This is a genomic window from Erwinia sp. LJJL01, assembly GCF_047300805.2.
GTDB classification, from domain to species: Bacteria; Pseudomonadota; Gammaproteobacteria; order Enterobacterales; family Enterobacteriaceae; genus Erwinia; species Erwinia aphidicola.
The window spans coordinates 2,007,021-2,032,606 of sequence record NZ_CP178576.1 but is presented as its reverse complement, the minus strand read 5'-3'; the positions used below and the strand labels follow the sequence as shown (position 1 = coordinate 2,032,606).

26 protein-coding genes are annotated in these 25,586 nt (G+C 56.6%); 12 read left to right on the top strand and 14 right to left on the bottom strand.

Going from position 1 to position 25,586, the window contains the following annotated elements:
• Nucleotides 1-181 precede the first annotated feature (181 nt).
• The gene (gene fpr, locus ACLI4M_RS10275) at nt 182-928 is read left to right on the top strand and encodes a ferredoxin--NADP(+) reductase (protein WP_048914272.1); all 747 of its coding nucleotides are present in this window, start codon (nt 182-184) and stop codon (nt 926-928) included.
• Here fpr and ACLI4M_RS10270 read toward each other — a convergent pair.
• A complete protein-coding gene (locus ACLI4M_RS10270) occupies nt 919-1,362 on the bottom strand; it encodes a DUF805 domain-containing protein (protein WP_048914297.1) in 444 nt (147 codons plus the stop codon). The two genes, fpr and ACLI4M_RS10270, sit on opposite strands and share 10 nt — an antisense overlap.
• Before the next feature lie 91 nt (nt 1,363-1,453).
• Between ACLI4M_RS10270 and ACLI4M_RS10265 the strand changes: the two genes are divergently transcribed.
• Together ACLI4M_RS10265 and tpiA are read left to right on the top strand one after the other, a co-directional pair.
• Nucleotides 1,454-2,047, top strand: coding sequence for a DUF1454 family protein (locus ACLI4M_RS10265; RefSeq protein ID WP_133622288.1), 594 nt, complete (start codon nt 1,454-1,456; stop codon nt 2,045-2,047).
• Between the two features lie 118 nt (nt 2,048-2,165).
• On the top strand, nt 2,166-2,933 hold the full coding sequence (gene tpiA / locus ACLI4M_RS10260; RefSeq protein WP_048914271.1) for a triose-phosphate isomerase: 768 nt from the start codon (nt 2,166-2,168) through the stop codon (nt 2,931-2,933).
• Between the two features lie 31 nt (nt 2,934-2,964).
• Here the strand turns inward: tpiA and ACLI4M_RS10255 are convergent, their stop codons facing one another.
• Nucleotides 2,965-4,401: a PLP-dependent aminotransferase family protein gene (locus tag ACLI4M_RS10255; protein ID WP_133622289.1), complete on the bottom strand. Its 1,437-nt coding sequence runs from the start codon at nt 4,399-4,401 to the stop codon at nt 2,965-2,967.
• 59 nt (nt 4,402-4,460) lie between these two features.
• On the opposite strand from ACLI4M_RS10255, the gene ACLI4M_RS10250 reads away from it, so the two are divergent.
• Both ACLI4M_RS10250 and mqo read left to right on the top strand, forming a co-directional pair.
• On the top strand, nt 4,461-4,916 hold the full coding sequence (locus tag ACLI4M_RS10250) for a carboxymuconolactone decarboxylase family protein (RefSeq protein ID WP_099753989.1): 456 nt from the start codon (nt 4,461-4,463) through the stop codon (nt 4,914-4,916).
• Nucleotides 4,917-5,202: 286 nt separating this feature from the next.
• On the top strand, nt 5,203-6,798 hold the full coding sequence (gene mqo / locus ACLI4M_RS10245) for a malate dehydrogenase (quinone) (protein ID WP_133622290.1): 1,596 nt from the start codon (nt 5,203-5,205) through the stop codon (nt 6,796-6,798).
• 50 nt (nt 6,799-6,848) lie between these two features.
• Here the strand turns inward: mqo and ACLI4M_RS10240 are convergent, their stop codons facing one another.
• The 4 genes from ACLI4M_RS10240 to ACLI4M_RS10225 form a co-directional block, all read right to left on the bottom strand.
• Nucleotides 6,849-8,006, bottom strand: a complete 1,158-nt coding sequence (locus ACLI4M_RS10240) for an MFS transporter (protein ID WP_133622291.1) — start codon at nt 8,004-8,006, stop codon at nt 6,849-6,851.
• A 3-nt stretch (nt 8,007-8,009) separates the two neighbouring features.
• On the bottom strand, nt 8,010-9,200 hold the full coding sequence (locus ACLI4M_RS10235) for a cysteine desulfurase family protein (protein WP_133622292.1): 1,191 nt from the start codon (nt 9,198-9,200) through the stop codon (nt 8,010-8,012).
• A 36-nt stretch (nt 9,201-9,236) separates the two neighbouring features.
• Nucleotides 9,237-9,959 (bottom strand): hypothetical protein, encoded by a 723-nt coding sequence (locus tag ACLI4M_RS10230; RefSeq protein ID WP_133622293.1) that lies wholly within the window; start codon nt 9,957-9,959, stop codon nt 9,237-9,239.
• Between the two features lie 282 nt (nt 9,960-10,241).
• Nucleotides 10,242-10,832 (bottom strand): LysE family translocator, encoded by a 591-nt coding sequence (locus ACLI4M_RS10225; RefSeq protein WP_133622294.1) that lies wholly within the window; start codon nt 10,830-10,832, stop codon nt 10,242-10,244.
• A gap of 136 nt (nt 10,833-10,968) precedes the next feature.
• Here ACLI4M_RS10225 and ACLI4M_RS10220 point away from each other — a divergent pair, with 136 nt between their 5' ends.
• A complete protein-coding gene (locus ACLI4M_RS10220) occupies nt 10,969-12,420 on the top strand; it encodes a PLP-dependent aminotransferase family protein (protein WP_133622295.1) in 1,452 nt (483 codons plus the stop codon).
• 54 nt (nt 12,421-12,474) lie between these two features.
• Here the strand turns inward: ACLI4M_RS10220 and ACLI4M_RS10215 are convergent, their stop codons facing one another.
• Nucleotides 12,475-13,098 carry a glutathione S-transferase family protein gene (locus ACLI4M_RS10215; protein ID WP_048914264.1) on the bottom strand — a complete coding sequence of 208 codons (624 nt, stop codon included), beginning with the start codon at nt 13,096-13,098 and terminating at the stop codon, nt 12,475-12,477.
• 111 nt (nt 13,099-13,209) lie between these two features.
• Between ACLI4M_RS10215 and ACLI4M_RS10210 the strand changes: the two genes are divergently transcribed.
• The gene (locus tag ACLI4M_RS10210) at nt 13,210-14,061 is read left to right on the top strand and encodes a PhzF family phenazine biosynthesis protein (RefSeq protein ID WP_133622296.1); all 852 of its coding nucleotides are present in this window, start codon (nt 13,210-13,212) and stop codon (nt 14,059-14,061) included.
• A 161-nt stretch (nt 14,062-14,222) separates the two neighbouring features.
• On the opposite strand, the gene ACLI4M_RS10205 is transcribed toward ACLI4M_RS10210, so the two are convergent.
• The gene (locus ACLI4M_RS10205) at nt 14,223-14,981 is read right to left on the bottom strand and encodes an SDR family NAD(P)-dependent oxidoreductase (RefSeq protein ID WP_133622297.1); all 759 of its coding nucleotides are present in this window, start codon (nt 14,979-14,981) and stop codon (nt 14,223-14,225) included.
• Between the two features lie 115 nt (nt 14,982-15,096).
• Between ACLI4M_RS10205 and ACLI4M_RS10200 the strand changes: the two genes are divergently transcribed.
• The gene (locus ACLI4M_RS10200) at nt 15,097-15,996 is read left to right on the top strand and encodes a LysR family transcriptional regulator (RefSeq protein WP_048914261.1); all 900 of its coding nucleotides are present in this window, start codon (nt 15,097-15,099) and stop codon (nt 15,994-15,996) included.
• Between the two features lie 53 nt (nt 15,997-16,049).
• Nucleotides 16,050-17,063 carry an inner membrane protein YhjD gene (yhjD, locus tag ACLI4M_RS10195; RefSeq protein ID WP_133622298.1) on the top strand — a complete coding sequence of 338 codons (1,014 nt, stop codon included), beginning with the start codon at nt 16,050-16,052 and terminating at the stop codon, nt 17,061-17,063.
• A gap of 61 nt (nt 17,064-17,124) precedes the next feature.
• Here yhjD and ACLI4M_RS10190 read toward each other — a convergent pair whose 3' ends face one another.
• From ACLI4M_RS10190 to cpxP, 5 genes are all read right to left on the bottom strand, one after another.
• Nucleotides 17,125-17,880, bottom strand: a complete 756-nt coding sequence (locus ACLI4M_RS10190; protein WP_133622299.1) for a CDP-diacylglycerol diphosphatase — start codon at nt 17,878-17,880, stop codon at nt 17,125-17,127.
• 183 nt (nt 17,881-18,063) lie between these two features.
• Nucleotides 18,064-19,053, bottom strand: coding sequence for a sulfate ABC transporter substrate-binding protein (locus tag ACLI4M_RS10185; protein WP_133622300.1), 990 nt, complete (start codon nt 19,051-19,053; stop codon nt 18,064-18,066).
• A 153-nt stretch (nt 19,054-19,206) separates the two neighbouring features.
• Entirely contained in the window at nt 19,207-20,169 is a 963-nt protein-coding gene (pfkA, locus tag ACLI4M_RS10180; RefSeq protein ID WP_133622301.1) for a 6-phosphofructokinase, read from the bottom strand.
• A gap of 210 nt (nt 20,170-20,379) precedes the next feature.
• Nucleotides 20,380-21,282, bottom strand: a complete 903-nt coding sequence (fieF, locus tag ACLI4M_RS10175) for a CDF family cation-efflux transporter FieF (protein ID WP_133622302.1) — start codon at nt 21,280-21,282, stop codon at nt 20,380-20,382.
• Between the two features lie 130 nt (nt 21,283-21,412).
• Nucleotides 21,413-21,925 carry a cell-envelope stress modulator CpxP gene (gene cpxP, locus ACLI4M_RS10170; RefSeq protein ID WP_048914255.1) on the bottom strand — a complete coding sequence of 171 codons (513 nt, stop codon included), beginning with the start codon at nt 21,923-21,925 and terminating at the stop codon, nt 21,413-21,415.
• A gap of 152 nt (nt 21,926-22,077) precedes the next feature.
• Between cpxP and cpxR the strand changes: the two genes are divergently transcribed.
• From cpxR to trmL, 3 genes are read left to right on the top strand one after another with little or no spacing between them, the layout of a single operon-like run.
• Nucleotides 22,078-22,776 carry an envelope stress response regulator transcription factor CpxR gene (cpxR, locus tag ACLI4M_RS10165; protein ID WP_048914254.1) on the top strand — a complete coding sequence of 233 codons (699 nt, stop codon included), beginning with the start codon at nt 22,078-22,080 and terminating at the stop codon, nt 22,774-22,776.
• Entirely contained in the window at nt 22,773-24,152 is a 1,380-nt protein-coding gene (cpxA, locus tag ACLI4M_RS10160) for an envelope stress sensor histidine kinase CpxA (protein ID WP_048914253.1), read from the top strand. Before cpxR ends, cpxA begins: the two co-directional genes overlap by 4 nt.
• 39 nt (nt 24,153-24,191) lie before the next feature.
• On the top strand, nt 24,192-24,665 hold the full coding sequence (gene trmL / locus ACLI4M_RS10155; protein ID WP_133622303.1) for a tRNA (uridine(34)/cytosine(34)/5-carboxymethylaminomethyluridine(34)-2'-O)-methyltransferase TrmL: 474 nt from the start codon (nt 24,192-24,194) through the stop codon (nt 24,663-24,665).
• Nucleotides 24,666-24,702: 37 nt separating this feature from the next.
• Here trmL and cysE read toward each other — a convergent pair whose 3' ends face one another.
• Nucleotides 24,703-25,524, bottom strand: coding sequence for a serine O-acetyltransferase (cysE, locus tag ACLI4M_RS10150; protein ID WP_048914251.1), 822 nt, complete (start codon nt 25,522-25,524; stop codon nt 24,703-24,705).
• Between the last annotated feature and the right edge of the window lie 62 nt (nt 25,525-25,586).

Here is a 25,586-nt window from a genome sequence, read left to right as displayed (position 1 = left end):
CGCCGCGCTGTCAGCAAAAGCAGGCGCAGCTGTAAATCATTTTTTACGCTACGTTTATAGAGTGCTCATACTTTGTCGATACGAGCTTTCGCATCGGCCAGCGGCTGGAAAAAGTCGCGACAGCTGGCGAAGATAGCCGCAGAGATGCCAATGATGTCGCAAATGAATTAAGGAGTTTTTTATGGCCGTTTGGGTCAATGCCCGCGTCAGTAAAGTGATCGACTGGACCGACAGTTTATTTAGCCTGATCGTCAACGCCCCCATCGACCCCTTCACCGCCGGTCAGTACGCAAAACTGTCGCTGGAGATTGACGGTGAACGCGTGGTGCGCGCTTACTCCTTCGTCAATGCTCCCAGCAATGAGAACCTGGAGTTCTACCTGGTGACGGTGCCGGAAGGAAAGCTCAGCCCGCGTCTGCACGCGCTGAAACCGGGCGATGAAGTGATGATTACCCAGGACGCACAGGGCTTCTTCGTCATCGACGAAATTCCCGAGTGTAAGAACCTGTGGATGCTGGCAACCGGCACCGCTATCGGCCCGTATCTGTCGATTCTGGAGGAAGGTAAAGGGCTTGAGCGCTTCGAGAATATTGTGCTGCTGCACGCGGCACGCTATGCGCAGGATCTGAGCTATCTGCCGCAGATGCAGGAGCTGCAGCAGCGCTACAACGGCCAGCTGCAGATCCAGACCGTGGTCAGCCGCGAGGAGAGCCCGGGCTCACTGACCGGCCGCGTCCCGGCCCTGATTGAGAGCGGCCAGCTGGAAGCCGCTACCGGGCTGACCATTGATGCCGAAACCTGCCACGTCATGCTGTGCGGCAACCCGCAAATGGTGCGCGACACTCAGCTGGTGCTGAAGGAGACGCGCGGCATGCGTAAACATCTCAAGCGCAAGCCGGGCCATATGACCAGCGAGCACTACTGGTAATCAACCGCCCGCCGGCGCAGAAATGCCACCGACTGCGCCGGTTTGCCAAAGCGGTTATCGCCGGGCGTGCCGGCAAGGGCTCCCAGCTCCACCAGCATACTGACGAGGATCAGCGTCGGGATAAAGCGCCCCACCAGCCACTGCGCCTCACCGGGCAGCATGGCCCAGTGCCCGGCCATCAGCATCCAGCCCAGCACCAGCAGCAGCGCCCACTGCCCGCCTTTGTTGCGGTCATGCAGCCGCTTGACCAGCACCGCACTGCTCGGCCACAGCAGCGCCACCACGCAGAACGCGGCGGTCTGCGTGTCGACCAGGCCTTGACCGGCAATCGTAAACAGCAATACCAGAAGCAGCAGCCAGGTGGCCTGCCATATCCAGAAGTCGCGCCGCCCCAGCCGGCCACGAAAAGAGAAACACCACTGTTGTAAGGTCATTATTTTTATCTCAGAGTTCCAGGTGCCTTTGACTTTACCGGTCATTGTCCGTTTTAATCTTGAGCTGAGTTTACTGGTTAGGGCCGATGAAATGAAGAATGCACGATGGGCAGGGATTGCACTGCTAACCACCATGAGCTTCGCGGTGGCTCACGCAGCGCCTGAGCCCCAGGCGCGAACCGAACATCTGCCGGCAGCCCCGTATTTGCGGGCGGGTTCTCCCACCTTTGATATGACTATCGGCCAGTTTCGCGAAAAGTATAATGCTGCCAACACAACGTTACCGTTAAGTGAATATCGCGCCATTGACAGTAGCGGCGACAAAAGCAATTTGACGCGTGCTGCCAGCAAGATCAACGAAAATCTTTACTCCTCAACGGCACTGGAGCACGGCACCGGCAAAGTCAAAACGCTGCAGATCACCTGGCTACCGATCCCCGGGCCGGAGCAAAAAGCCTCGCGCGATAAAGCCCTGGCGTATATGGCCGCGTTTGTGCGCTATTTTGAACCGATGTTGAGCAATGAACAGTCCCTGAAGCGCGTCAATGACCTGCTGGCAAAGGGTAAAGGCTCCCGATATTTCCAGCAAACCGAAGGCGCATTGCGCTATATCGTTGCTGATAATGGCGAAAAAGGGCTGACGTTTGCCGTCGAGCCGCTGAAACTGGCGCTGGCTGCCCCCTGAGAGCGGATGCGCAAAGGATGACGAAAAGCAAAGCCTTTGCGATGTTTGATCTCTATACTGTCTGGCAGACAATGCTGCCCGTTGGCAGCTTTAATACTCTCAAAGCGTGGAGGATAGAATGCGACATCCATTAGTTATGGGTAACTGGAAACTGAACGGTAACAAACAGATGGTCAACGAGCTGATCGCCGGTCTGCGTACCGAGCTGAGCGGCGTTGATGGTTGTGGCGTAGCGATTGCTCCGCCTGTGATGTATCTGGATCAGGCTAAACACGCCATTTCCGGTAGCCACATCACTCTGGGTGCGCAGAACGTCGACGTTAACCTGTCTGGCGCCTTCACCGGTGAAGTTTCTGCTGACATGCTGAAAGATCTTGGCGCAGAGTACATCATCATTGGTCACTCTGAGCGCCGTACCTACCACGCGGAAAGCGACGAGCTGATCGCCAAAAAATTCGCCGTGCTGAAAGCGGCTGGCCTGACCCCGGTGCTGTGCATCGGCGAAACCGAAGCTGAAAACGAAGCGGGCAAAACCGAAGAAGTTTGCGCACGTCAGATCGACGCCGTGCTGAACAGCCAGGGCGCTGAGGCGTTCAACGGCGTGGTTGTGGCTTACGAGCCAGTCTGGGCCATCGGAACCGGTAAATCAGCGACTCCAGCGCAGGCTCAGGCCGTGCACAAGTTTATCCGTGACCATATCGCGAAGAAAGATGCTGCTGTGGCCGCTCAGGTCATCATCCAGTACGGCGGTTCCGTCAACGACAAAAACGCGGCAGAGCTGTTTGCTCAGCCAGATATCGACGGTGCCCTGGTGGGCGGCGCATCACTGAAAGCTGATGCTTTCGCGGTGATCGTTAAAGCAGCTGCCGCTGCGAAAAAAGCCTGATGATCTCCCCCTGCCCCTCCCGGGGCAGGGTTTAAGCAAACGCGTCAACCAGCGCTTTCAGCCGCTCTGCACTCTGTACAAACCCCTCTCGTGGCATATTGGTCACGCTCAGCACCAGTCCGTTTTGACAGCGCGAACCTGCCTGATACCACACCGACAGCGGTGAGGGAGCCATACCGTATGCCAGCGCCTCGCGGGCGATGCGCGTATCCCGGCTGCCCGGCGGCAGTACAATCACCACGGCCAGCCCCGCTCGCTGCACCTGCGGGAACAGCGGCAGCAGTGCCGCCAGCATCAGCGCCAGCCGCTCGCTGTAGAGCCGCTTCATGCGGCGCAGATGGCGCATAAAGTGACCTTCGTGCATAAACTCCGCAACGGCATTGTGCAGCACGAACGAGGATGCCGGCGCCATCAGCGCCGCCGCCTCAGAGAAATGCGCCGCTTGCGCTGCCGGCACCACCAGATAGCCCAGCCGCAGCGCCGGGCTAAGGTTTTTACTGAAGGTGCCAATATGCAGCACCCGGCCGCCGTCCAGCGCAGCCAGCGCGGGGGCAGCACGCCCCTGCAGCTGTAACTCGCCAAGGTAGTCATCCTCGATAATCCAGCTGTTATACTGCTGCGCCCAGCTCAGCAGCGCGCTGCGGCGCGCCAGCGACAGCGTCATTCCCAGCGGCGCCTGCTGTCCGGCCGTCACCAGCGCCGCCGCGGCATCGGGTGCCAGCCGCAGCCCCTCCGCCACTAAGATCCCCTGTTCATCCACCGGCAACGGCACGTTCTCGACCCCGGCCAGCGTCAGCGCCTTACGCGCCAGCAGATAGCCCGGATCTTCCGTCCACACGCGCTGCCCGCGCAGCCCGAGGGCGAGAAAAATCAGCCCGAGCGCCCCGGCATAGCCATTGGTGATAATGATTTGCGCCGTATCGCAGCGGATGCCGCGCGCCATCGACAGATAGCTGACCAGCTGCTGGCGCAGCGCCAGGCTACCGCGCGGATCCGCATAGCCTGTCGGCTTACTCGCCATTTCACGCGCGTGGCGCGTCACAATGCGCGACCAGACCTTGGCCGGAAACGCATCATCGGCCGGCACGCCCATCTGAAAGGTCAGCGGCACGCTGTCGAAGGCATGCACGATATCCGCCAGCGGCGGCAGCACCGCCGATTCAGGCTGCGGGCTACGGGTTGCCAGCGGGCGCGTGACCTCCGCCACCCAGGTGCCCGCGGCGCCTTTCGCCACCAGCAGCTGGCTGTCGACCAGCATGTCATACGCCGCACGCACGGTGCCGCGCGCCACGCCGAGCTGCGCCGCCAGGTCACGACAGGAAGGCACCCGTGCGCCGGGCGTCAGCCGCCCCTCTTCCACCGCCTGGCCGATCGCATTGCGGATCTGCTCGCTGAGCGAGTGGGTAGAATCGCGTGTTAACGCAATATCCAGCCCCGATGGACCACTGTTTTTGTCAATTCCTGGCACTTTCGGCTACCCATAAAACCGGTAAAAATGACGCCCTGACCCGCTAAGAGGAAAAGACAATGAGTGAACGTATCGACTTTAATGCCACATCACCTGCAGGAATGAAAGCGCTGGCCGGCGTCTACGGCTACGTCGCACAGAGCGGCCTTTCACAAGAACTGATCGAGCTTATCTTCCTGCGCGTCTCGCAGATTAACGGCTGCGCTTACTGTATCGATATGCACACCAAAGCGTTACATAAAGCGGGCATGCCGTGGGACAAAATTGTGCTCACTCAGGTGTGGGAAGAGGCGGGGAACTGGTTCTCTAAGCGTGAAGGTGCCGCGCTGGCCTGGGCCGAATCTCTGACGCTGATTGCCACCACTCACGCGCCGGATGCGGTTTTTGCCGCAGTGCAAGCGGAATTTAGCGACAAAGAAATTAGCGACATGGTGATTGCCATAGGTTTGATGAATGCTTACAACCGGCTGGCCATCAGCCTGCGCAAATTACCTGACAGCGCCCCACGCGACTAACCCCTTCCTGTTCAGAGAGTTACCCCTCAAATTCCTGTGGAATTTTCAACATTGCAGCGGGCCGTTCAACGGCCCGTATAAATGTTACTTATTTTATTTTCCCTATCATTCTCATTTTTAATCTTTAAACACTTTTTTAATTAGCCCGTAACAATGGTATATTTCTGACGCTTTTGCATCGCGATTAAACCTGCATCAGATCGGTGGTTTTTCGCTATCTGCAATCCTGAAAGGGCGAGGCAGTCCGACTGATTCCAGAAGATTCAGCGCTGTTACTCTACTTAACATGTTGATTTCCTTCAATACACGGAGATGTCGTCTCATGCGCAAACTGGCAGTAGAGAAACACGTCGATGTATTACTAATCGGTGGTGGCGTCATGAGCGCCACGTTAGGTACCTACCTGCAAGAGCTGGAGCCACAGTGGCATATCAGCATGGTAGAGCGTCTGGACAGTGTGGCGGAAGAGAGCTCGAACGGCTGGAACAATGCCGGTACCGGGCACTCCGCGCTGATGGAGCTGAATTACACGCCAGAAAATGCCGACGGTTCGGTCGAGATTAAAAAAGCGGTGGAAATTAACGAAGCCTTCCAGATTTCCCGCCGTTTCTGGGCACACCAGGTGCAGCGTAACGTGCTGCGCAACCCAAAAAGCTTTGTCACCAGCGTCTCGCATATGAGCTTCGTCTGGGGCGAAGAGAACGTAAAGTTCCTGAAAAACCGCTACAGCGCCCTGCAAAACAGCACGCTGTTCCGCGGCATGGAATTTTCTGAGGACCCGGATCTGATCCGCCAGTGGGTGCCGCTGGTGATGGAAGGGCGCGACGTCAGCCAGAAAGTGGCGGCTACGCGCATCCCGACCGGTACCGACGTCAACTTCGGCGAGATTACCCGCCAGCTGATCGCCTCACTGCAAAAAAGCGAGCGCTTCGAGCGCCAGACCAGCCATGAAGTGCGGGCGATCAAACGCGCCGCCGACGGTAGCTGGACGGTCAGCGTCTACGACCTGAAAAGCGGTGAGCAGCAGACGATCCATGCAAAATACGTGTTTATCGGTGCCGGCGGCGCAGCCCTGACGCTGCTGCAGGAATCCGGGATTCCGGAAGCGAAAAACTACGCGGGTTTCCCGGTGGGCGGCGAGTTTCTCGTCACCGACAATCCGGAAATTGTCGCCCGTCATCAGGCGAAGGTTTACGGCAAAGCTTCCGTGGGCGCGCCACCGATGTCGGTGCCACACCTCGACAGCCGCACGCTGGACGGCAAGCAGGTGCTGCTGTTCGGGCCGTTCGCCACCTTCTCCACCAAATTCCTCAAGCAGGGCTCGCTGTGGGATATGTTCGGCTCAATCACCCCGTCGAATCTTTTGCCGATGATGCGCGTGGGGCTGGATAACTTTGACCTGGTGAAATACCTGGTCGGCCAGGTGATGCTGAGCGCGGACGACCGCATCAGCGCACTGCGCGAATACTTCCCGGAGGCAGAGAAAGCCGACTGGCGCCTGGTGAAAGCCGGGCAGCGCGTGCAGATCATTCAGAAAGATGCCGATAAAGGCGGCGTGCTGAAGCTGGGTACTGAAGTGGTCACCTCCGAGGATGGCACCATCTCTGCCCTGCTGGGCGCATCTCCTGGCGCCTCAACGGCAGCGCCGATCATGCTGGATTTGATGAGCAAAGCGTTTAAGCAGCAGATGGCAACGCCTGAATGGCAGAGCAAGCTGAAGGCGATTATTCCTTTCTATGGGCAGCGCCTGAACGGTAACGTCGCGGCGACCGAGAAAGAGCTGGCCGAAACCAGCCGCATTCTGCAGCTGGACTACACGCCAATGGCGCCAGCCGCTAACGACGAGCCGGTCACTGCGGTGGATTCGGTGGTCGGTAAGTAAATTCGGCATAAGCCACCCTCAAGGTCTTTCGTCAGACCTTGAGGTATTTTTCAGCGTGACGCCAGAGGTTGCCTGCCCATTAACGCAGCCGCCAGTTCAAGCAGCGCAATCAGTGCCAGCGCCGTGATAAACCATACCTTCCCAGCTTCCACTAACAGCCATCCCCCGAACAGCGGAAAGCCAAAAATGCCAATAAAATAGCTCACCACGAACCAGGTCAGAGCCGCATGTCTGTCGGCAGGAGCCGAGTCGTTGACCGCCCAGGTCTGTATCACCGGATACACCAGCCCATAGCCAATTCCCGTTAACACTGCTGCTGCTATCTGAAAACCGGGGTGAAGTGGAATGCCCAGCAGGCAGACCAGCCCACACGTCATACAACACAGCAGCACACTGACCAGAGGAGTGCGCGGCAGCACAGATAAGCGGCGGGCGAGTAATAAGCGGGCGATCACCACGGTCACCGCATGTACCATGAAGAAGGTGCTGGCACTGGCTCGGGTTCCATCAACCAGCGATCCCTGAAAAGACATCATGCCAGAGAATACACAGCCTCCCAGTCCGACCATTACAATAGGCCTGCCGGCACTGCTGGCGGCAAGCCGTGTTATTTTTCTGAACCATGTCCGAAGCCTGACCTCCCTTTGCGGGCCGGGTTCTTTGTTGCCAAAAATTGCCAGCAGGAGCGCAGCAAGAATCCCCGTTGCTCCTACCAGCAAAAATGCGTACTGCAGAGACACCTGCAGCTGCTCAACCAGTATGGTCAGTACCACTGGCCCCCCACAAATTCCTGCCATCTGAAACGCGCTGAAGCGGGTAAACCAGTGCCCACGCTCAGCATCAGTAATGCGTTCGGAAAGCGCCATTGGTCCGCCGATATAAAACATCCCCCACCCAAGGCCAATCAGCAGTGCGGCAATAGAAGGAAAAATATTGCGTTGATCGCTGCTGCCCAGCAGCAGATAGCCACCGGACATCGCCAAAGCAGCGAGTGCCGCCAGTCGGGAGGCATCCAGGCGCCCGGCAAACCAGCCGACCAGCGGCACGCCCAACAGAGTTCCGACTAAAGCCATGCTGAGTGTGGCCCCAGCCTCAATATCAGTGCCTCCGTGGGACCGAAACCAGGCGGAGATCAGGAAGGTGGCCCCATAGCCTCCTGCCATTAATAACGTACCAAAAAACAAATAAAGCGCCGATGTACTTCGCATAGTTCAGCGCTCCTGGTAGGTTTTAGGGATGTGAAATGAGGCAGGAGTCATCGCTCTCAGGCTTTTTACCGCCTCGCCCAGGCGCTGGCAGAGGTAACGTATCTCATCCTCGTGATTAAAACGGCCAAGGCCAAATCGTATGCTGGCCTGTGAGAGTGAATCACTCACCCCAATCGCCTGCAATACGTGTGACGGTGCACGCTGCGCAGAAGTACATGCGGAGCCGGAAGAGAGCGCAAACTCCGAGAGTTCAAGCAGGAGCGAGTCAGCATCAATACCCGCGAATGAGACATTTAACAGGCCAGGAAGAGACTCGTGCTGGTTACCGTTGAACTTTACTTCAGGGATCTCGTTGAGGATGTACTGGCAAAGCATATCGCGCAACGCGCGTATCCTCGCCGTCTCTTCGGGCATGTTATCAACCGCTAGCTCGACGGCTCGTCCAAAACCAACGATACCCGGAACATTAAGCGTGCCGGATCGTAGGCCGCGTTCATGACCTCCACCGACAAGCAGGGGTGAAAGCCTGATAGTGGGATTACTCGAGTTGATATACAGGGCACCAACACCTTTTGGACCATAAACTTTGTGGGCAGAGAATGAAGCCAGACTAATACGACCCTTTTGTACATCGAAGGCGACTTTACCCAGCGCCTGCGTGGCATCGGTGTGAAAAGGGATATTGCACCGCTGACAAATTTCACCTATCTCTTCGATTTTCTGCAAAGTACCGATTTCGTTATTGGCGGACATTATCGAAACCAGACGTGTATCATCCCGGATAGCTCGGGAGACAGCTTCAGGAGAGACAACGCCATCAAGCTGAGGCGCCAGCAAGCTAACATCAATCCCTCGGGAATTGAGCCTGGCACAGCTATCCAACCCGGCTTTATGTTCAATCGTTGAAGTAATGACATGCCCGCTATTTTCTGGCAGAGACAATGCCAGGTTAATAGACTCTGTTGCACCAGAGGTAAAGATAATGTCAGCAGGGTTTGGCGCATTGATCGCTGCCGCTATGACTTTTCTCGCCTTTTCGACTGCCTTTTTCGCCTCCCAGCCAAATGCATGGCTGTGGCTTGCTGCGTTACCATAATCAGTCGTCAGATAAGGCATCATTGCCTGCAATACTACGGGATCCAGAGGGGTAGTGGCATTATTATCCAGGTATATTGCTCGGTCCTTGCAATTCATAATGATTATCCTTAGTTATAAAAATAATAATCTTCTTTATGCATTTGGTGCAGAAATGATATCCCCCTGGCTGATCTCTCCCGTATCACTGACCAGATTGAGACGAATAGCCGATGAGATACCTAATTGATGACTTAACTGGAGACCGCGCACATAAGCCAGACTTCTTGACCAGGGCGAATCCTCAAAAAAAACCTCAAGGAAGTCTCCCTGAGTATTATCATGACCAGACGCCCGCTCGAAATATTCCTTCGTGATGGCAGCACAAGTTAACCGTTGCGCTGACGCTTTTTGGTCGATAACAGAAGGGGATAATAAACTTTCGGAATTACTCTCCGATAACATTCGCTGAATAAGTATTTCAGGTAACGTTTCAGTTGCCAGTGTATGCGCCAGATGTTGCCGGGCCGAATCCTCATGAATGGCCTGAATCTCGCTCAGCGAAATTTGATAATTTTCCGCTACGGGTTGAAAGACTTTTTGTATATCAGGATGAAGGTGACTGAGTCGGGGTCGGCGCTTTTGTGAGTTGGTAAGATTTTCTGTCAGAAACTGCATACGAAAAATACCTTGATGATCGAAAGCCACTGACAGTTTTGGCAATATTCGCTTACTGCTGAGTTCACGGCACTTTGACGCAAGCAGCAATGCTGCCTCAAAGGCTTTTAACTGTGCCTCAACGTTAATCACTTGATCATCATCTAAGAAAACGCGTGAATTTCCTGCCAGAATACTGATATTTGACTCTTCCCTATCCATTCTATCTTCTCCATAATAATTGATTTATCAGCGGAAAATAATAAAACACCATCAGAAATAACAAGCACTCTTTCAATAACATTGATGATAACTATTTAACCTATATTAAACGGGAATATTCATCATTACCTTAACGTGCCATTCTTAAAAAAACTTATACCGATAAGTTCTCAATGAGCATGAAAAAAAACGTAAATAGTCAATTTAAATATACGACCACAGAATTCGGTGGTCGGTAAGTAATTTCCAAAGGGCCGATCGGAAAAACCATCGGCCCCTACATTACGCCGCCATCTGAAACGCTTCGACCAGCATCCACAGGGTCGTCACCAGCAGCGACAGCGCCATCAGGCTGTTAAACAGCTGCAATTTCCACGCTACCTGCAAATGCTTGCCCAGGCGATCGCCCATCGCTGCCCACAGTAAAATGCACGGCAGGTTCAGCGCCATAAAGCCGAGCATTACCGTCAGGATGGTGCTGTTTACGGTGTACATCAGCGCCACATTTATCGCCATCAGCCACGCTTTCGGGTTCACTGCCTGAAATAACACCCCGCCAATAAACGTCATCGGCCGCGCTTTCTCACGCATCTCCGGCGCGCCGGAGCGGTAGATTTTCCACGACAGCCACAGCAGGTAGACGCAGCCGACCAGCGTCAGCGGCAGGCGAATCGCCGACATCCACTGCAACAGTACCTCCAGTAGCCCTCCGGCCAGCGCCGTTTGCAGCGCACAGCCGACCAGAATGCCGCTGACCATTGGCAGCGTGCGGCGCATGCCGAAGTTAACCCCGGAAGTCGCCAGCAGCATATTGTTCGGGCCTGGCGTAATCGACATCACGGTGACGTAGCTGATAAATGAAGGATCGAGCATGTTAGGTATCCTGCTGTTCAGATGAGGAGACCAGTGTAATCAGCGCCTGGCAATGGTAACAGATGCAGAAACCCGCTATTGTAATGAGTACAAATTACAATATTTGCAACTGTACCCATTCCGCGAGGAGCACACTGTGTCCATTATCGAGCCGCAGGCCACGCTGTACCATCAGCTGGCGGAAACGCTTGCCGAGGCGATTCGTCAGGGCACCTTTATGCCGGGCAGCCGCCTGCCTGCCATTCGCCGCTGCGCCAGCATCCATCAGGTCAGCGTCAATACCGTACTCACCGCTTATGGCATCCTCGAAGATCGCGGTCTGATTGAAGCGCGCCCCCAGTCCGGCTACTACGTGCGCGATGCGCTACCGGCCCTGACGCGGCAATCCTTTCAGCACAGCAGCGTGCGTTCGCCAGGCCGTGAGAAGCTCGATCTGATCAATGCCGTGTTTGCCGCGCAGAATCACAGTGACTACACCAATATTTCGCTGGCCTGCCCGCAGAGCGGCGATTTCTTCCCGACGGCGAAAATCAGCCGCATTATGGCCTCGCTGCTGCGCCGGGAGCCGCAGCTGATTGGCCGCTATGCCCTGCCGCCCGGCAGCGTGCGCCTGCGCCGTGAGATAGCCCGGCGCTCGATGGACCTCGGCATCACCATCAGCGCGGAAGACGTCACGCTGACGCATGGCTGTATGGAGGCGCTGCAGCTCGGCCTGCGTGCCGTGACTCAGCCGGGCGACTGCGTCGGGGTGGAAACACCCACCTATTTTTATCTGTTTCCACTGCTGGCCAGCCTCGGGCTGAAGGTGCTGGAGATCCCCACCGACCCGCAGTACGGGCTGTCGCTCGATGCGCTGGAGCTGCTGCTGCAGGAGAAGCGGATAAAGGCGCTGATTGCCATGCCGAATGCGCAGAACCCGCTCGGCAGCAGCATGACGCTGGCCGGGAAAAAACGCCTGGCGCGGCTGGTGAATCAGTATCAGGTGCCGCTGCTGGAAGACGGGCTGTATGCGGAGCTGCAGTTCTGCTGGCCGCTAACCCCGGCGGTAAAAGCCTTCGACGAAGGCGGCTGGGTGATGTACTGCACCAGCTTTACTAAAACCGTCGCGCCGGACTTCCACCTCGGCTGGATTGCCGCCGGGCGCTTTGCTCAGCAGCTGGCGCGCCTGAAGGCGGTCTCGTCGCTGGCCGAATCGCGCCTGCTGTCGGAAACGCTGGGGCACTTTCTGGAATCGGGTGGCTACGACCATCATCTGCGCTCGCTGCGCCGCCGCTATGCTGCGCAGCTGGAAGAGGCGCGTGGCATTATCGCCCGCCATTTCCCCCAGGGCACCCGCGCCACGCGGCCCAGCGGCGGGTTTGTTTTCTGGGTAGAGTTACCGGGCAATGTCGACAGCGTGGAGCTGTTCCACCGCCTGCTGCAGGAGAAGATCTGCCTGACGCCAGGCGCGCTCTACACGCTGTCCGAGCGCTGTAACCACGCGCTGCGCCTCTCCTGCTGCTATCCGTTTGACGAGCGTTATACCTGGGCTCTGAAACGTACCGGTGCGCTGGCCTGTGAGATGAGCGGGATTGCCGCCGGGATTTAACCGCGGGTCGACCGAAGAAGAAGGTCGACCCCTGCAGGATAAGGACGGTGCTGCCTATGGCGTACCGTTGCGGCCCCAGGTGGCATAGCCTTTGCGCGCCGTCAGCCGTTCGTAGTAGGCACGCACCGCAGGCAGCTCGGCGTGTTCGAGCGGGGTTTCATACCAGCGGTTGACCGACAGCCCAATGGGGATATCAGCCAGCGAGAATGACTCCCCGGCAACATAGGCGCCGGTGCGCTCCAGCTGCTGGTTAAGGATGCCCATGGTGTACGACCAGCCTTTACAGGCGGCGGCCAGCAGGCGCGGGTCCTGATGCGCCGCAGAGTGGCGTACCAGCGACATAAATGCGTAGCGCCAGGCGGTATTCAGCTCGGTGGCCTGCCAGTCAATCCACTGGTCAACGCGGGCGCGCTGCTGCGGATGCGTCGGGTAAAGCGCTTCGCCACCGTAGGCATTCGCCAGGTAGCGGATAATGGTGTTGGACTCCCACAGGATAAAGTCTCCGTCCATCACCACCGGGATCAGCGCGTTAGGGTTAAGCGCCTTAAATTCGGCCTCCTGTGGCGACTTGAAGCCTTCGCCCCACTCTTCGCGGCGAAAACTGATACCCAGCTCGTCGCAAACCCACAGCACTTTTCTGACGTTAATCGATGAGGCACGTCCCAGTATTTTAAGCATAAAATGGTCACTTTTTTAGCCAGCGTGCTTTATTAATACCATAATAACCGGCACTGACAACCGCCACCCGAATCGCAGACGCACGGTCTGAGAACTTGAACAGGTACAGTTATGACGCAATTACGCGCTTTTAAACAGGTTGATGTTTTTACTTCCTCTCCCTATAACGGCAACCCGCTGGCGGTGATCATGGAAGCCAGCGATCTCAGCGATGAGCAGATGCAAACCATCGCCCGCTGGACTCATCTCTCCGAAACCACCTTTGTCCTGCCGGCCACCGACCCGGCTGCCGACTATCGGGTGCGAATTTTTACCCCGGATTACGAACTGCCGTTTGCCGGGCACCCTACGCTGGGTACGGCTCACGCGCTGCTGGAAGCCGGCATCACGCTAAAAAATGCGGGTGAGATTGTGCAGCAGTGCGGGATTGGGCGGGTGAAGGTAAAGATTAGCGATGACGGCGCGCTGGCCTTTGCCGCCCCGGAAGCCATTCTTACCCCGTTCAGCGATGCGCCCATCAGCAGCGCGCTGAACAGCGACAGCCTGGAGGAGCAGCTGCCGGTCACCATCGCCGATATGGGTATTCGCTGGCTGCTGGTGCCGATGACCTCGGCAGACGCGGTGCTGGCGATTAAACCGGATGCGGTGGAGCTTGCCCGCCTGATAAAAAAGGCGCGGGTCAATGGCGTGATGCCGTTTGGCCCAATTCAGGGAGCAGAAGAGCAGTATGAGGTGCGCGGCCTGCTGATTGAACAGGGTGCAGTGACGGAAGACCCGGTTACCGGCAGCGCCAACGCCTGCCTTGCCCGCTATTTCCAGCAGCGCGGCGTGGAGCTGGACTACCGCGTGCGCCAGGGGACGGCGATGCAGCGTGCTGGCCGCCTGAGCGTCAGCTACGGCGCCGATGGCATCTGGATTGGTGGCCAGACCGTCACGGTGATTGATGGCACCATCCGCATATAACGGAACGACCAGTGCATCACTGCAAACCCCGTAGTGGCTGACCTTCTTTTTTGGTCAGCCAGTTTAGCAGAGCGATCCGTGCATCACTGCACACCCCGTAGTGGCTGACCCTCTTTTTCGGTCAGCCAGATGGCGTTTCGCTCAGCCAGCCATTTCAGCTATTACAGGTACATCCCGCCCGACGCTTCAATACGCTGGCCGTTAATCCAGCGGCACTCTTCGCTGAACAGCGCGGCAACGGCGTAACCGATATCATCCGGCAGCCCGGCGCGGCCCAGTGCGGTTTGCGAGGCGATCAAGGCGTTAATCTCCGCGTTATCCCGTACCCGGCCGCCGCCGAAGTCGGTTTCAATCGCTCCCGGTGCCAGCACATTAACGGCAATGCCGCGTGCACCCAGCTCTTTTGCCTGGTAGCGCGTCAGCACCTCAATCGCCCCTTTCACCGCCGCATAAGCAGCGGATCCCGGATGGGTAAAGCGCGCCAGGCCGCTCGACACATTGAGAATGCGCCCGCCGTCGGCGATCAGCGGCAGCAGCTTCTGCGTCAGGAAGAACGGTCCTTTAAAGTGGATATCCACCAGCTGGTCAAACTGCTGTTCCGTGGTGTCGACAAACGGCTGGTAGAGCGCCGTTCCGGCGTTGTTTAATAAATAATCAAAATTTTTACGCTGCCACACCGTTGCCAGCTGTTTTTCCACTTCTGCTGCAAAAGTAACGAACGTCGCGCTGTCGCCCACGTCCAGCGGCAGCGCCACCGCACGCGCTCCCAGCGCGCTGATGCGCTCAACCACCCCCTGCGCCTCCTGCTGCTGGTTACGATACGTCAGAATGATATCAACACCTTTTTCCGCCAGTTTCAGCGCCGCATTTTGGCCTAAACCGCGGCTACCGCCGGTGATCAATGCAATTTTATGGCTCATTTTCTTCTCCAGGGAGTTGGCTGTGGACAAAAAAGAGGATATTACCTGCTGGCTGATCTATAAATGTCCTGAGATACGCTTCACTGTTCCATTACTAACAACAATGAGCGCCACAATGGATAAAATTCACGCAATGCAGGTGTTTGTCAGAGTTGCAGAGATGCAGAGTTTTACCCGCGCTGCCGACAGCCTGGGCTTGCCGAAAGGCAGCCTGTCGCGCCAGATCCAGGCGCTGGAAAACAGCCTCGGTTCACGCCTGCTGCACCGCACCACGCGCCGGGTGCAGCTGACGCAGGATGGCCAGGTCTATTTCGAGCGCTGTCGCGACGTGCTGGCAACGCTGGAGGAGATGGATTCCCTGTTTCAGCACGATCCAGCGACTCTGAGCGGCCGCCTGCGCGTGGATATGCCGGTCAGCCTTGCCAGTAATTACCTGATCCCACTGTTGCCTGAGTTTTTGCAGCACTATCCAGGCATTGAGCTGGAGCTGAGCAGCAGCGACCGCCGGGTGGATGTGATCCGCGAGGGATTTGACTGCGTGGTACGCGTCGGGACGCTGGAGGACTCCGGCCTGATAGCACGCCAGCTGGGGCATCTGCCGCTGATTAACTGCGCCAGCCCGGATTACCTGGCACGTTTCGGCACGCCAAATACGCTGGAGGCGCTATCCCAACACGCCATGGTGCACTACAGTCAACAGCTGGGCAGCCAGCCGGAAGGCTTTGAGTATTTCGACGGCAAAACCGCCAGGCTGATTAAGACCGGCGGGGTAATCACCGTTAACAGCACCGAAACCTACCGTTCGGCCTGCATTGCCGGGCTGGGGATCATTCAGGTGCCGCGCGTGGGGGTGACTCAGGCGCTGAAGGAGAAAAAGCTGGTCGAAATCCTGCCCTATTTTCCGGCAAGGCCCATGCCGCTGTCGCTGCTTTACCCGCATCGCCGCAACCTGGCGCGCCGCGTACAGGTTTTCATTGAATGGCTCAGTCAGGTCCTGAAACGCTACGTTGCCTGACCAGCAGGCTATAATTCACCACGTCAGTTCATTAAAAGGATAGAGAAGAAGTTATGACGGATAATCAACAACGCGATCCCCGGAAGCCAGAGCAGCCTGCACAAAAGCCGCTGATCAACATTAAAACCGGCAATCACACGGTCGATAAATCCATTTCCCACGTTTCAAGACTGGTTAGCTGGTTCCAGGCTATTCCGGCGGTGGCGCACTTTATTCGCGCCGGTGAGCGCTTTAACGATCGTCTCGGCAGTCAGTTTGGCGCGGCAATCACCTATTTTTCCTTTCTCTCGCTGATCCCGATCCTGATGGTGTCATTTGCCGCCGTCGGTTTCGTGCTGGCCTCAAACCCGGATCTGCTGACCGGGCTGATCAACAAGATCGTCGGCAGCATCAGCGATCCCGCGCTGGCCGCCACGCTGAAAAGTACCGTTAATACCGCCATTCAGCAGCGCACCACCGTCGGACTGACGGGTTTACTGGTGGCGCTCTACTCCGGGATTAGCTGGATGGGCAATCTGCGTGAAGCGATCCGCGCGCAGTCGCGTGACGTCTGGGAACGTACGCCACAGGATCAGGAGAAAATCTGGTTTAAATATACCCGTGACTTTATCTCGCTGACCGGGCTGGTGTTTGCGCTGATTATCACGCTGTCGCTGACCTCAATTGCCGGTTCAGCGCAGGCGTCGATTGTGCGGGCGCTGGGGCTGGAAGGTATCGAGTGGCTGCGTCCGGCGATGACGCTGATCGCCCTGTTGATCTCTATCTTCGCCAACTATCTGCTGTTTTTGTGGATTTTCTGGATACTGCCGCGCCATAAGCCGCGTAAAAAAGCGCTGTTTCGCGGCACGCTGCTGGCGGCGATCGGGTTTGAGGTGATTAAATTCATTATGACCCTGACGCTGCCGAAGCTGGCATCCTCACCTTCCGGTGCGGCGTTCGGTTCGGTGCTGGGGCTGATGGCGTTCTTCTATTTCTTTGCACGCCTGACGCTGTTCTGCGCCGCGTGGATTGCCACCGCGCAGTATAAAAATGACCCGGAACCGGAGCAGAATAAGCGGGTAGCCTAAATCGGAGCTGATAGCGGGTCGACCGAAAAAAAGGTCGACCCCTACAGAAAATCGCCAGAAGTTATTTCAATATCGCGCAGCTGTGATCCTGCAGCTCTTCGGCAGAAGCGCGATTCAGCAGCAGCAGATTGCGCTTCACCACCATCAGCACCCTCTTGCCATCGCCCAGTGCAGCAATCGCTACGCCGTAGCTGCCCATCTCTTCCCGGGCACCAGGCAGCTCGTTAGCAATACGGATAAACGGGCTGGTACGCTTAAATTCATCGCGCGTGATGCTGCGCACCTGGTATTGGTGCTCTCCCAGCTGCCGGCTCTGCCACTGGCTGGTGAGCGTTTTGCCCAGCGCATCCAGCTGCTGCCGGATATCCGGGCGCAGGCAGGAGATATGAATATGCAGCTGATTCTGCGTGCGGCCCCAGCGAGAGTTGACCGTCAGCGCATAATTACGGTCATCAATCATCGCGCCGCGCTTCTCTTCCATAAAATGCCGCGACCGCCAGGCCTCAGCTAAATAGTTTGGCGTGGCGGGGTTGAGTAATTTCTGGCTCTCTATTCCGCTCACTTTCGCCACCGGTATCAGCAAAAATTGCAGCGGGCCGTTGCGGTCTTTCAGCACCACATAACCGTCCTGAATATTGACCTGGCGGCAGGGAGCTGGATTATTTTTTTGTTGCTGGCCGGGGATACACTGCTGGCTGACGATTTTCCATAACGCATCCGAATTTTTATGAAAATTCAGCGCCATAGAAGCACATCCGACGGTTATCAGTACCCCTAAAACCACCAGCACAATAACAAACCGCCTTCGTCCCGACATCTCTTTCACACCTCTGACTTCGTATCGCTCACAATGTATTCTAAGCGGGGCAGGAAATCATGCGAATTTAACTGTAGAGCACCGGTTAACGGAAATTATTTAATACCGTTAATTACTTAAATCAAATAGAGAAAACAAAAAGGGCCGACAATGTCGGCCCTCAGTGAATTGCGCTTATTACGCTTAGCGCTTCATCACCTGGTCATAAGTCCCACCTTCAGCGAAGTGGGTCTTCTGTGCCTGCGCCCAGCCACCAAACTTATTATCAATGGTGAACAGTTTCACCGGCTGGAAGGTGCTGGCATATTTCTTCGCCACGGCGGCATCGCGCGGACGGTAGAAGTTCTGCGCGGCGATATCCTGGCCCTCCGTGGAGTAGAGGTACTTCAGGTATTCATCGGCCACTTTACGCGTATCGCGCTCATCCACCACCTTATCGACCACGGAAACGGTCGGCTCGGCGAGGATCGATTCGCCTGGCGTGACAATCTCAAACTGGTCTTTGCCCAGCTTGTTGACGGCCAGATAGGCTTCGTTTTCCCACGCAATCAGCACATCGCCAATGCCGCGTTCCACGAAGGTATTGGTCGCGCCGCGCGCGCCGGAATCCTGAACTTCGACGTTTTTGAACAGCGCTTTGACGTAATCCTGGGCTTTTGCCTGGTCGCCTTTGTTCTGATCCAGCGCCCAGCCCCAGGCCGCCAGATAGTTCCAGCGCGCACCGCCGGACGTTTTCGGGTTCGGGGTGATCACCGACACGCCAGGTTTGATTAAATCTGGCCAGTCGTGAATTTGTTTTGGGTTACCTTTGCGCACCAGGAAAACAATGGTGGAAGTGTAAGGCGCGGAGTTATCCGGCAGGCGTTTGATCCAGTTTTTATCAATGCGGCCGCGTTCGGCAATGGCATCTACGTCGGAGGCCAGCGCCAGCGTCACCACATCGGCCTTAATCCCGTTGATGACCGAGGTCGCCTGCTTACCTGAACCGCCGTGCGACTGGCGGATCACCACATTATCGCCGGTTTCCTGCTTGTAGTGCGCGCTAAAGGCTTTGTTGTACTGCTCGTAAAGCTCACGGGTCGGATCGTACGACACGTTTAGCAGCTGAATATCCTTTGCCAGCACGCTGGTTGAGGCCAGTAACAGGGTAATTCCCACACTCCACTTATTCATTGCACGCACTCCCAAAGGTTTTTATCTGCGTGAAGCGTGACACAAAGCGAAGTATGTATTAAAGAATTAAAAATTAGCTGTAATAACTTTATCGAATAACGCTACGCATAAGAAAGGCGCTGACCTGCAGCGCCCTGCTTTGATACGGGAAAATCAGTAGAGCTTCTTGGCGGTTTCCAGCCAGTCGCCTTTAAACGGACGCTTCATATTCTCAATCGCATCGATAATGTCGTGATGCACCATCTTCTCATTCTGAATACCGACGCAGCGGCCACCGTAGCCCTGCAGCAGCAGCTCGATAGAGTAAGCGCCCATGCGGGAAGCCAGAATGCGGTCATAGGCAACAGGCGCACCGCCGCGCTGAATGTGGCCCAGCACCGTGGCACGGGTTTCGCGCTTGGTCTCTTCTTCGATATATTTCGCCAGTTCGTCGATATCGCAGATGTGCTCGGTAATCGCGACGATAGCGTGTTTTTTACCTTTAGCGATGCCGGCTTTAATCTCGTTCACCAGCTCTTCACGGGTGTACGGATATTCCGGCAGCACGATGAACTCACAGCCACCGGCAATCGCCGCCGCCAGCGTCAGGTCACCACAGTAGCGGCCCATGACTTCAACGATAGAGATGCGCTGGTGTGATGAGGAGGTATCGCGCAGGCGGTCAATCGCCTCAACCACGGTTTCCAGCGCGGTGAAGTAACCGATGGTGTAGTCGGTACCGGCAACGTCATTGTCGATGGTGCCCGGCAGACCGATGCACGGGAAGCCCATCTCTGTCAGGCGCTTGGCACCCATGTAGGAACCATCGCCGCCGATCACCACCAGCGCATCAATACCGCGCTTTTTCATGTTCTCAATTGCCACGGTACGCACGTCTTCATTACGGAATTCCGGGAAGCGTGCAGAGCCGAGGAAAGTGCCGCCGCGGTTGATCATATCGGACACGCTGTAGCGGTCGAGATTAATCATGCGGTCTTCATACAAGCCCAGGTAGCCGTCATAAATGCCACAAACTTCCAGTCCTTCACTGAGCGCAGCGCGAACCACACCGCGGATTGCAGCGTTCATCCCTGGGGCGTCACCGCCGCTTGTCAGTACACCGATTTTCTTAATCATGACAACCTCTGAACTTGTAGATGCAAATGTTAAATTCTGGACGCCGGAGCATAACGACGTGCGTGAGCGAGATAAGCGACTCAATTAATGGCAATAGTATACCAAACCCTGCCAGCTGAATTGATTCAGGTCAGGCAACATTCGGCTATTTTTTTTGCGTTACATCACGTTTTACGCAGTGTAAGCAGTCACTATTTCAATTAAAAAGTTTTACAGCTGAAAATTCCCCTGACGCCCCTCGGGCACCACGGAGCAGGGATCCTGATGAATAATCACGTCAGAACCTGGAAACTTTTGTAAAATCGCCTGTTCAACCTGTTCGGCTACCTGATGAGCCTGGTACAGCGGCAGGTGATCGTCCATTTCCAAATGCAGCTGAATAAAACGGGTGGGGCCAGACTGACGCGTGCGGATATCGTGGGCGCCCTGTACGCCAGGCCACGCGGCAACGATATCAATAATCGCCTGATGCTCTTCCTCGGGCAGCGCGCGATCGAGCAGGGCCTGCACGGCTTCATAACCCATGCGCAGAGCACTATACAAAATCCATACGCCAATCCCTAACGCAAATAGCGCATCGGCGCGGTGGAAGCCGTACCAGCTCAATCCTAGCGCCAGCAGGATCGCGCCATTCATCACCACGTCAGACTGATAGTGCAGCATATCGGCACGGATCGCCTGGCTGCGGGTACGACGCACCACCCAGCGCTGGAAAGTGACCAGCACCAGCGTCGAAAACAGGGCAATAAGCGTCACAATGATGCCGATAAGCGGGGCTTTCATCGGTTCAGGGGAAGCGAGATGTTGCAGACCGGTGAGAAAAAGGAACAGGGCTGAACCGGAGATAAACATGCTTTGCGCCAGCGCCGCGAGGGATTCAGCTTTGCCGTGCCCGAAGGTATGCTCCGCATCGGCAGGCTGGAGCGAATAGCGCACCACCAGAAGATTGGTGAGCGAGGCGGCGATATCCACCAGCGAGTCCACCAGCGCGGCCAATAAGCTGACCGATCCGGTGTACCACCAGGCGAAGATTTTAATCAGCAGCAGCAGCGAAGCCAACGCCGTGGCTGCCAGCGCTGCCGAGTTAACTAAGCGCGCATAGTTTGCATTCATAGCGTTTACCCACCCGATTCAGTGCCTTTGAGTATACTGGTTTTCGGGCAAAAAAAACCCCCACCATCATGGTGGGGGAAGACAGGGATATTGTCTATGGCAAGGAAAAACAGGGATACTATGTTACTGGTTACTGCGGGTTACTACCGGTACTGCTTGCTGCCTGCAGCGGTGATGACAGCTGCATATTCGTTAGCCTGCGCAATTCTTGCAGGCGCTGCTGATGTTTCTGTTGCAAAACGGCCTGCTGCTGTGGCGTTAACAGGTGGTACATCTGATTGCGTATCCGGGCCATCTCGACCTGGCGCGCCACTTCCGCCTGTGCAATCTTTTCCGCCTGAGCCTGGTAAGCCGCTTCGTCAAATTTTTCTGCAATAATCAGTTCGTGCAGTTGCTCTAAATCGTTAATACTTATGGGAGAACGATCGTGACGCGCTTGCTGCATCAGATCGCGCAGTTGCTGGCGCTGCTGCTCCGTCAAGTTGATGCCATCAAACATGTGACTTTGTGGAACCTGCCTCACTGGGCGGTTAGCCTGGTCATCCTGATGCATCTCGTCAGTCGTCGTGGCGTTGACAGACCAGGCAGCTGAGAGGCTAAGCATCAGTGCCGGAACGACAACGACGGCGGTAACTTTGCGCATCGTTTACTCCCGTGTTGGTTTCCGTATTTCGATTCAACGAGATTGAGTCTACGGGGACAGCTGCAAACATGCGTCAGGGGGTGTAAAACTACGTAAAGCCATGGAATGAGCGCATAAGTTCACGGTATTTTGCCTGCGGAGGGCAATAAAAAATGAATAAAATCCTGTTGGTTGACGATGACCGCGAATTGACTTCGCTGCTGAAAGAATTGCTTGAAATGGAAGGATTCAACGTGCTGGTTGCCGGTGACGGCGAGCAGGCACTGGCGCTACTGGACAGCTCTGTGGATCTGTTATTACTCGATGTGATGATGCCGAAGAAAAATGGCATCGATACTCTGAAGGAGCTGCGTCAACAACATCAGACGCCGGTAATCATGTTAACCGCACGCGGTAGCGAGCTGGACCGTGTTCTGGGCCTCGAACTGGGTGCTGATGATTATCTGCCGAAACCCTTTAACGACCGCGAACTGGTGGCACGTATTCGCGCCATCCTGCGTCGTTCCAACTGGAGCGAACAGCAGCAACAGCACGACAACAGCTCACCGACGCTGGAAGTGGATATGCTGCGCCTGAACCCAGGCCGCCAGGAGGCCAGCTTTGAAGATATCACGCTGGATCTGACCGGCACGGAATTTACGCTGCTGTATCTGCTGGCCCAGCATCTCGGCCAGGTGGTATCGCGTGAGCACCTGAGCCAGGAAGTGCTTGGCAAGCGTCTGACGCCGTTTGACCGGGCAATTGATATGCATATCTCCAACCTGCGGCGCAAGCTGCCGGAGCGCAAGGACGGCCATCCGTGGTTTAAAACCCTGCGTGGGCGCGGCTATCTGATGGTGTCCGCGACATGATATCCAGCCTGACCACCCGCATCTTTGCCATTTTCTGGCTGACCCTGGCACTGGTACTGATGCTGGTGTTAATGCTGCCCAAGCTTGATTCCCGTCAGATGACGCCGCTGCTGGATAACGAGCAGCGGCAGGGAACGATGATTGAGCAGCACGTTGAGGCGGAGCTGAGTCAGGACCCGCCCAATGATTTAATGTGGTGGCGCAGGCTGTTCCGCGCCATCGATAAATGGGCGCCGCCCGGTCAACGCCTGCTGCTGGTGACCAGCGAAGGGCGCGTGATTGGCGCGCAGCATAATGAAATGCAGGTGATCCGTAACTTTATCGGCCAGTCCGATAACTCCGATCATCCGCAGAAGAAAAAGTACGGTCGGCTGGAGATGGTTGGCCCATTTTCGGTGCGCGATGGCGAAGATAACTATCAGCTGTATCTGATCCGTCCTGCGGGCAGTTCCCAGCTCGATTTTATCAACCTGCTGTTTGACCGCCCGCTGCTGCTGCTGATTGTTACCATGCTAATCAGCTCACCGCTGCTGCTGTGGCTGGCGTGGAGCCTGGCAAAACCGGCGCGCAAGCTGAAACATGCGGCGGATGACGTGGCGGCCGGTAATCTTCGCCAGCGGCCGGAGCTGGAATCGGGGCCGCAGGAGTTTCTTGCCGCCGGGGCCAGCTTTAACCAGATGGTCAGTGCGCTGGAACGAATGATGACCGGTCAGCAACGACTGCTGTCCGACATCTCCCACGAGTTGCGCACCCCGCTGACGCGCCTGCAGCTGGCGACCGCGCTGATGCGCCGCCGTCACGGAGAAGGTAAAGAGCTGGGGCGTATTGAGATGGAAGCACAGCGGCTGGACGGCATGATCAACGATCTGCTGGTGCTGTCGCGCACTCAGCATAAGAACGCGCTGGTGAGCGAAGCGATTAAGGCCAATCATCTGTGGTCCGACGTACTGGAAGATGCGCGCTTTGAAGCCGAGCAGATGGGCAAAACGCTGGAAGTGCCTTACCCACCGGGACCGTGGCCGCTTTACGGCAACCCGAACGCGCTGGAAAGTGCCTTTGAGAACATCGTGCGTAATGCCCTGCGCTACTCCCACAGCAAGATTGCCGTCAGCTTCGCGGTTGATAAAAAAGGCATCACTATCCACGTTGATGACGATGGCCCGGGCGTCAGCGCGGAAGATCGTGAGCAAATTTTCCGCCCGTTCTACCGCACCGATGAGGCGCGCGACAGGGAGTCCGGCGGCACGGGGCTGGGGCTGGCGATTGTCGATAACGCCATTCAGCAGCACCGCGGCTGGGCAAAAGCTGATGACAGCCCGCTCGGTGGCCTGCGCCTGACGATATGGCTGCCGCTGTATACCACCCACAGCGAATAATTTGCTATCCTTCGGCCCTCGTTCCTGAGGGCCGCTTTCATGCTTAATATCGTCTTGTTTGAACCCGAAATCCCGCCGAACACCGGCAATATCATTCGCCTGTGCGCCAATACCGGCTTTCAACTGCACTTAATCAAACCGCTCGGTTTCGCGTGGGATGATAAACGGCTGCGCCGCGCCGGGCTGGACTACCATGAATTCACCGCGATTAAGCATCACGATAGCTATGACGCTTTCGCCGCCTCAGAGGCCCCACAGCGGCTTTTTGCACTCACCACCAAGGGAACCCCTGCCCACAGCGCTGTCAGCTTCCAGCCGGGCGATTACCTGCTGTTTGGCCCGGAGACGCGCGGCCTGCCCGCCAGCATTCTCGATGCGCTGCCGGCACAGCAAAAAATCCGCATTCCGATGATGGCGGACAGCCGCAGCATGAATTTGTCGAACGCGGTGTCAGTGGTGGTATATGAGGCGTGGCGGCAGTTAGATTACGCAGGGGCGTTACTGAAAGGCTGATAAACTGTAGGGGTCGATCGGCGATCGACCCGCAAAATCAAATCCCGTCACCAAATTCAAAGCCCGGCACCATGCCATTAAAATGCTGATCCATATCCATGGATGGCTTATCGCTGCCCGGCTTGCCGACAATACGCGCCGGTACGCCCGCCGCGGTGGTGTGCGGCGGCACCGGCTGCAGCACCACGGATCCGGCGCCGATCTTCGCGCCGCGCCCCACTTCGATATTGCCGAGGATCTTCGCACCGGCGCCGATCATCACCCCTTCGCGGATCTTTGGATGACGGTCGCCGCTGGTTTTGCCGGTCCCGCCCAGGGTGACCGACTGCAGAATCGAAACATCATCCTCGATGATCGCCGTTTCACCCACCACGATGCCCGTGGCGTGGTCCAGCATGATGCCGCGACCAATGGTCGCTGCCGGGTGGATATCCACCGCGAAGGAGACGGAGATTTCGTTCTGCAGGTAAACCGCCAGCGCACGGCGGCCCTCATTCCACAGCCAGTGGCCAATGCGATAGGCCTGCAGGGCGTGGAAGCCTTTCAGGTAGAGCAGCGGCGTGGAGTATTTATCCACCGCCGGGTCACGCTGGCGTACCGCCTGAATATCGCAGGCGGCAGAGATGATCATCGACGGGTCCTGACGATAAGCATCCTGAATCACCTCACGAATGGCGATTGCCGGCATGATCGGATTAGCCAGCTTGTTGGCGAGCATATAGCTCAGCGCGCTGCCCAGGTCATCATGCTTGAGCAGAGTGGCGTGGTAAAAGCTGGCCAGCATCGGTTCACAATCGGCCAGCGCACGCGCTTCCGTTTTGATGTTCTCCCAGATCAGTTCAGGCTCTACACACGGCATGGCTCACTCCCCATTAAAAAATAGCGCCCGTCTGGGCGCCAGCATCACAACACGATGAACCC

Bases quoted from the DNA above. Each gene is read 5' to 3' on its own strand.
- cpxR (WP_048914254.1), top strand. From the start codon at position 22,078: ATGAATAAAATCCTGTTGGTTGACGATGACCGCGAATTGACTTCGCTG.
- fpr (WP_048914272.1), top strand. From the start codon at position 182: ATGGCCGTTTGGGTCAATGCCCGCGTCAGTAAAGTGATCGACTGGACC.
- ACLI4M_RS10215 (WP_048914264.1), bottom strand. From the start codon at position 13,098: ATGCTTAAAATACTGGGACGTGCCTCATCGATTAACGTCAGAAAAGTG.
- ACLI4M_RS10230 (WP_133622293.1), bottom strand. From the start codon at position 9,959: ATGGATAGGGAAGAGTCAAATATCAGTATTCTGGCAGGAAATTCACGC.
- ACLI4M_RS10210 (WP_133622296.1), top strand. From the start codon at position 13,210: ATGACGCAATTACGCGCTTTTAAACAGGTTGATGTTTTTACTTCCTCT.
- ACLI4M_RS10240 (WP_133622291.1), bottom strand. From the start codon at position 8,006: ATGCGAAGTACATCGGCGCTTTATTTGTTTTTTGGTACGTTATTAATG.
- mqo (WP_133622290.1), top strand. From the start codon at position 5,203: ATGTTGATTTCCTTCAATACACGGAGATGTCGTCTCATGCGCAAACTG.
- ACLI4M_RS10225 (WP_133622294.1), bottom strand. From the start codon at position 10,832: ATGCTCGATCCTTCATTTATCAGCTACGTCACCGTGATGTCGATTACG.
- fieF (WP_133622302.1), bottom strand. From the start codon at position 21,282: ATGAATGCAAACTATGCGCGCTTAGTTAACTCGGCAGCGCTGGCAGCC.
- tpiA (WP_048914271.1), top strand. From the start codon at position 2,166: ATGCGACATCCATTAGTTATGGGTAACTGGAAACTGAACGGTAACAAA.
- ACLI4M_RS10250 (WP_099753989.1), top strand. From the start codon at position 4,461: ATGAGTGAACGTATCGACTTTAATGCCACATCACCTGCAGGAATGAAA.
- pfkA (WP_133622301.1), bottom strand. From the start codon at position 20,169: ATGATTAAGAAAATCGGTGTACTGACAAGCGGCGGTGACGCCCCAGGG.
- ACLI4M_RS10185 (WP_133622300.1), bottom strand. From the start codon at position 19,053: ATGAATAAGTGGAGTGTGGGAATTACCCTGTTACTGGCCTCAACCAGC.
- cysE (WP_048914251.1), bottom strand. From the start codon at position 25,524: ATGCCGTGTGTAGAGCCTGAACTGATCTGGGAGAACATCAAAACGGAA.
- cpxP (WP_048914255.1), bottom strand. From the start codon at position 21,925: ATGCGCAAAGTTACCGCCGTCGTTGTCGTTCCGGCACTGATGCTTAGC.
- ACLI4M_RS10200 (WP_048914261.1), top strand. From the start codon at position 15,097: ATGGATAAAATTCACGCAATGCAGGTGTTTGTCAGAGTTGCAGAGATG.
- ACLI4M_RS10235 (WP_133622292.1), bottom strand. From the start codon at position 9,200: ATGAATTGCAAGGACCGAGCAATATACCTGGATAATAATGCCACTACC.
- ACLI4M_RS10265 (WP_133622288.1), top strand. From the start codon at position 1,454: ATGAAGAATGCACGATGGGCAGGGATTGCACTGCTAACCACCATGAGC.
- cpxA (WP_048914253.1), top strand. From the start codon at position 22,773: ATGATATCCAGCCTGACCACCCGCATCTTTGCCATTTTCTGGCTGACC.
- ACLI4M_RS10270 (WP_048914297.1), bottom strand. From the start codon at position 1,362: ATGACCTTACAACAGTGGTGTTTCTCTTTTCGTGGCCGGCTGGGGCGG.
- yhjD (WP_133622298.1), top strand. From the start codon at position 16,050: ATGACGGATAATCAACAACGCGATCCCCGGAAGCCAGAGCAGCCTGCA.
- ACLI4M_RS10205 (WP_133622297.1), bottom strand. From the start codon at position 14,981: ATGAGCCATAAAATTGCATTGATCACCGGCGGTAGCCGCGGTTTAGGC.
- trmL (WP_133622303.1), top strand. From the start codon at position 24,192: ATGCTTAATATCGTCTTGTTTGAACCCGAAATCCCGCCGAACACCGGC.
- ACLI4M_RS10190 (WP_133622299.1), bottom strand. From the start codon at position 17,880: ATGTCGGGACGAAGGCGGTTTGTTATTGTGCTGGTGGTTTTAGGGGTA.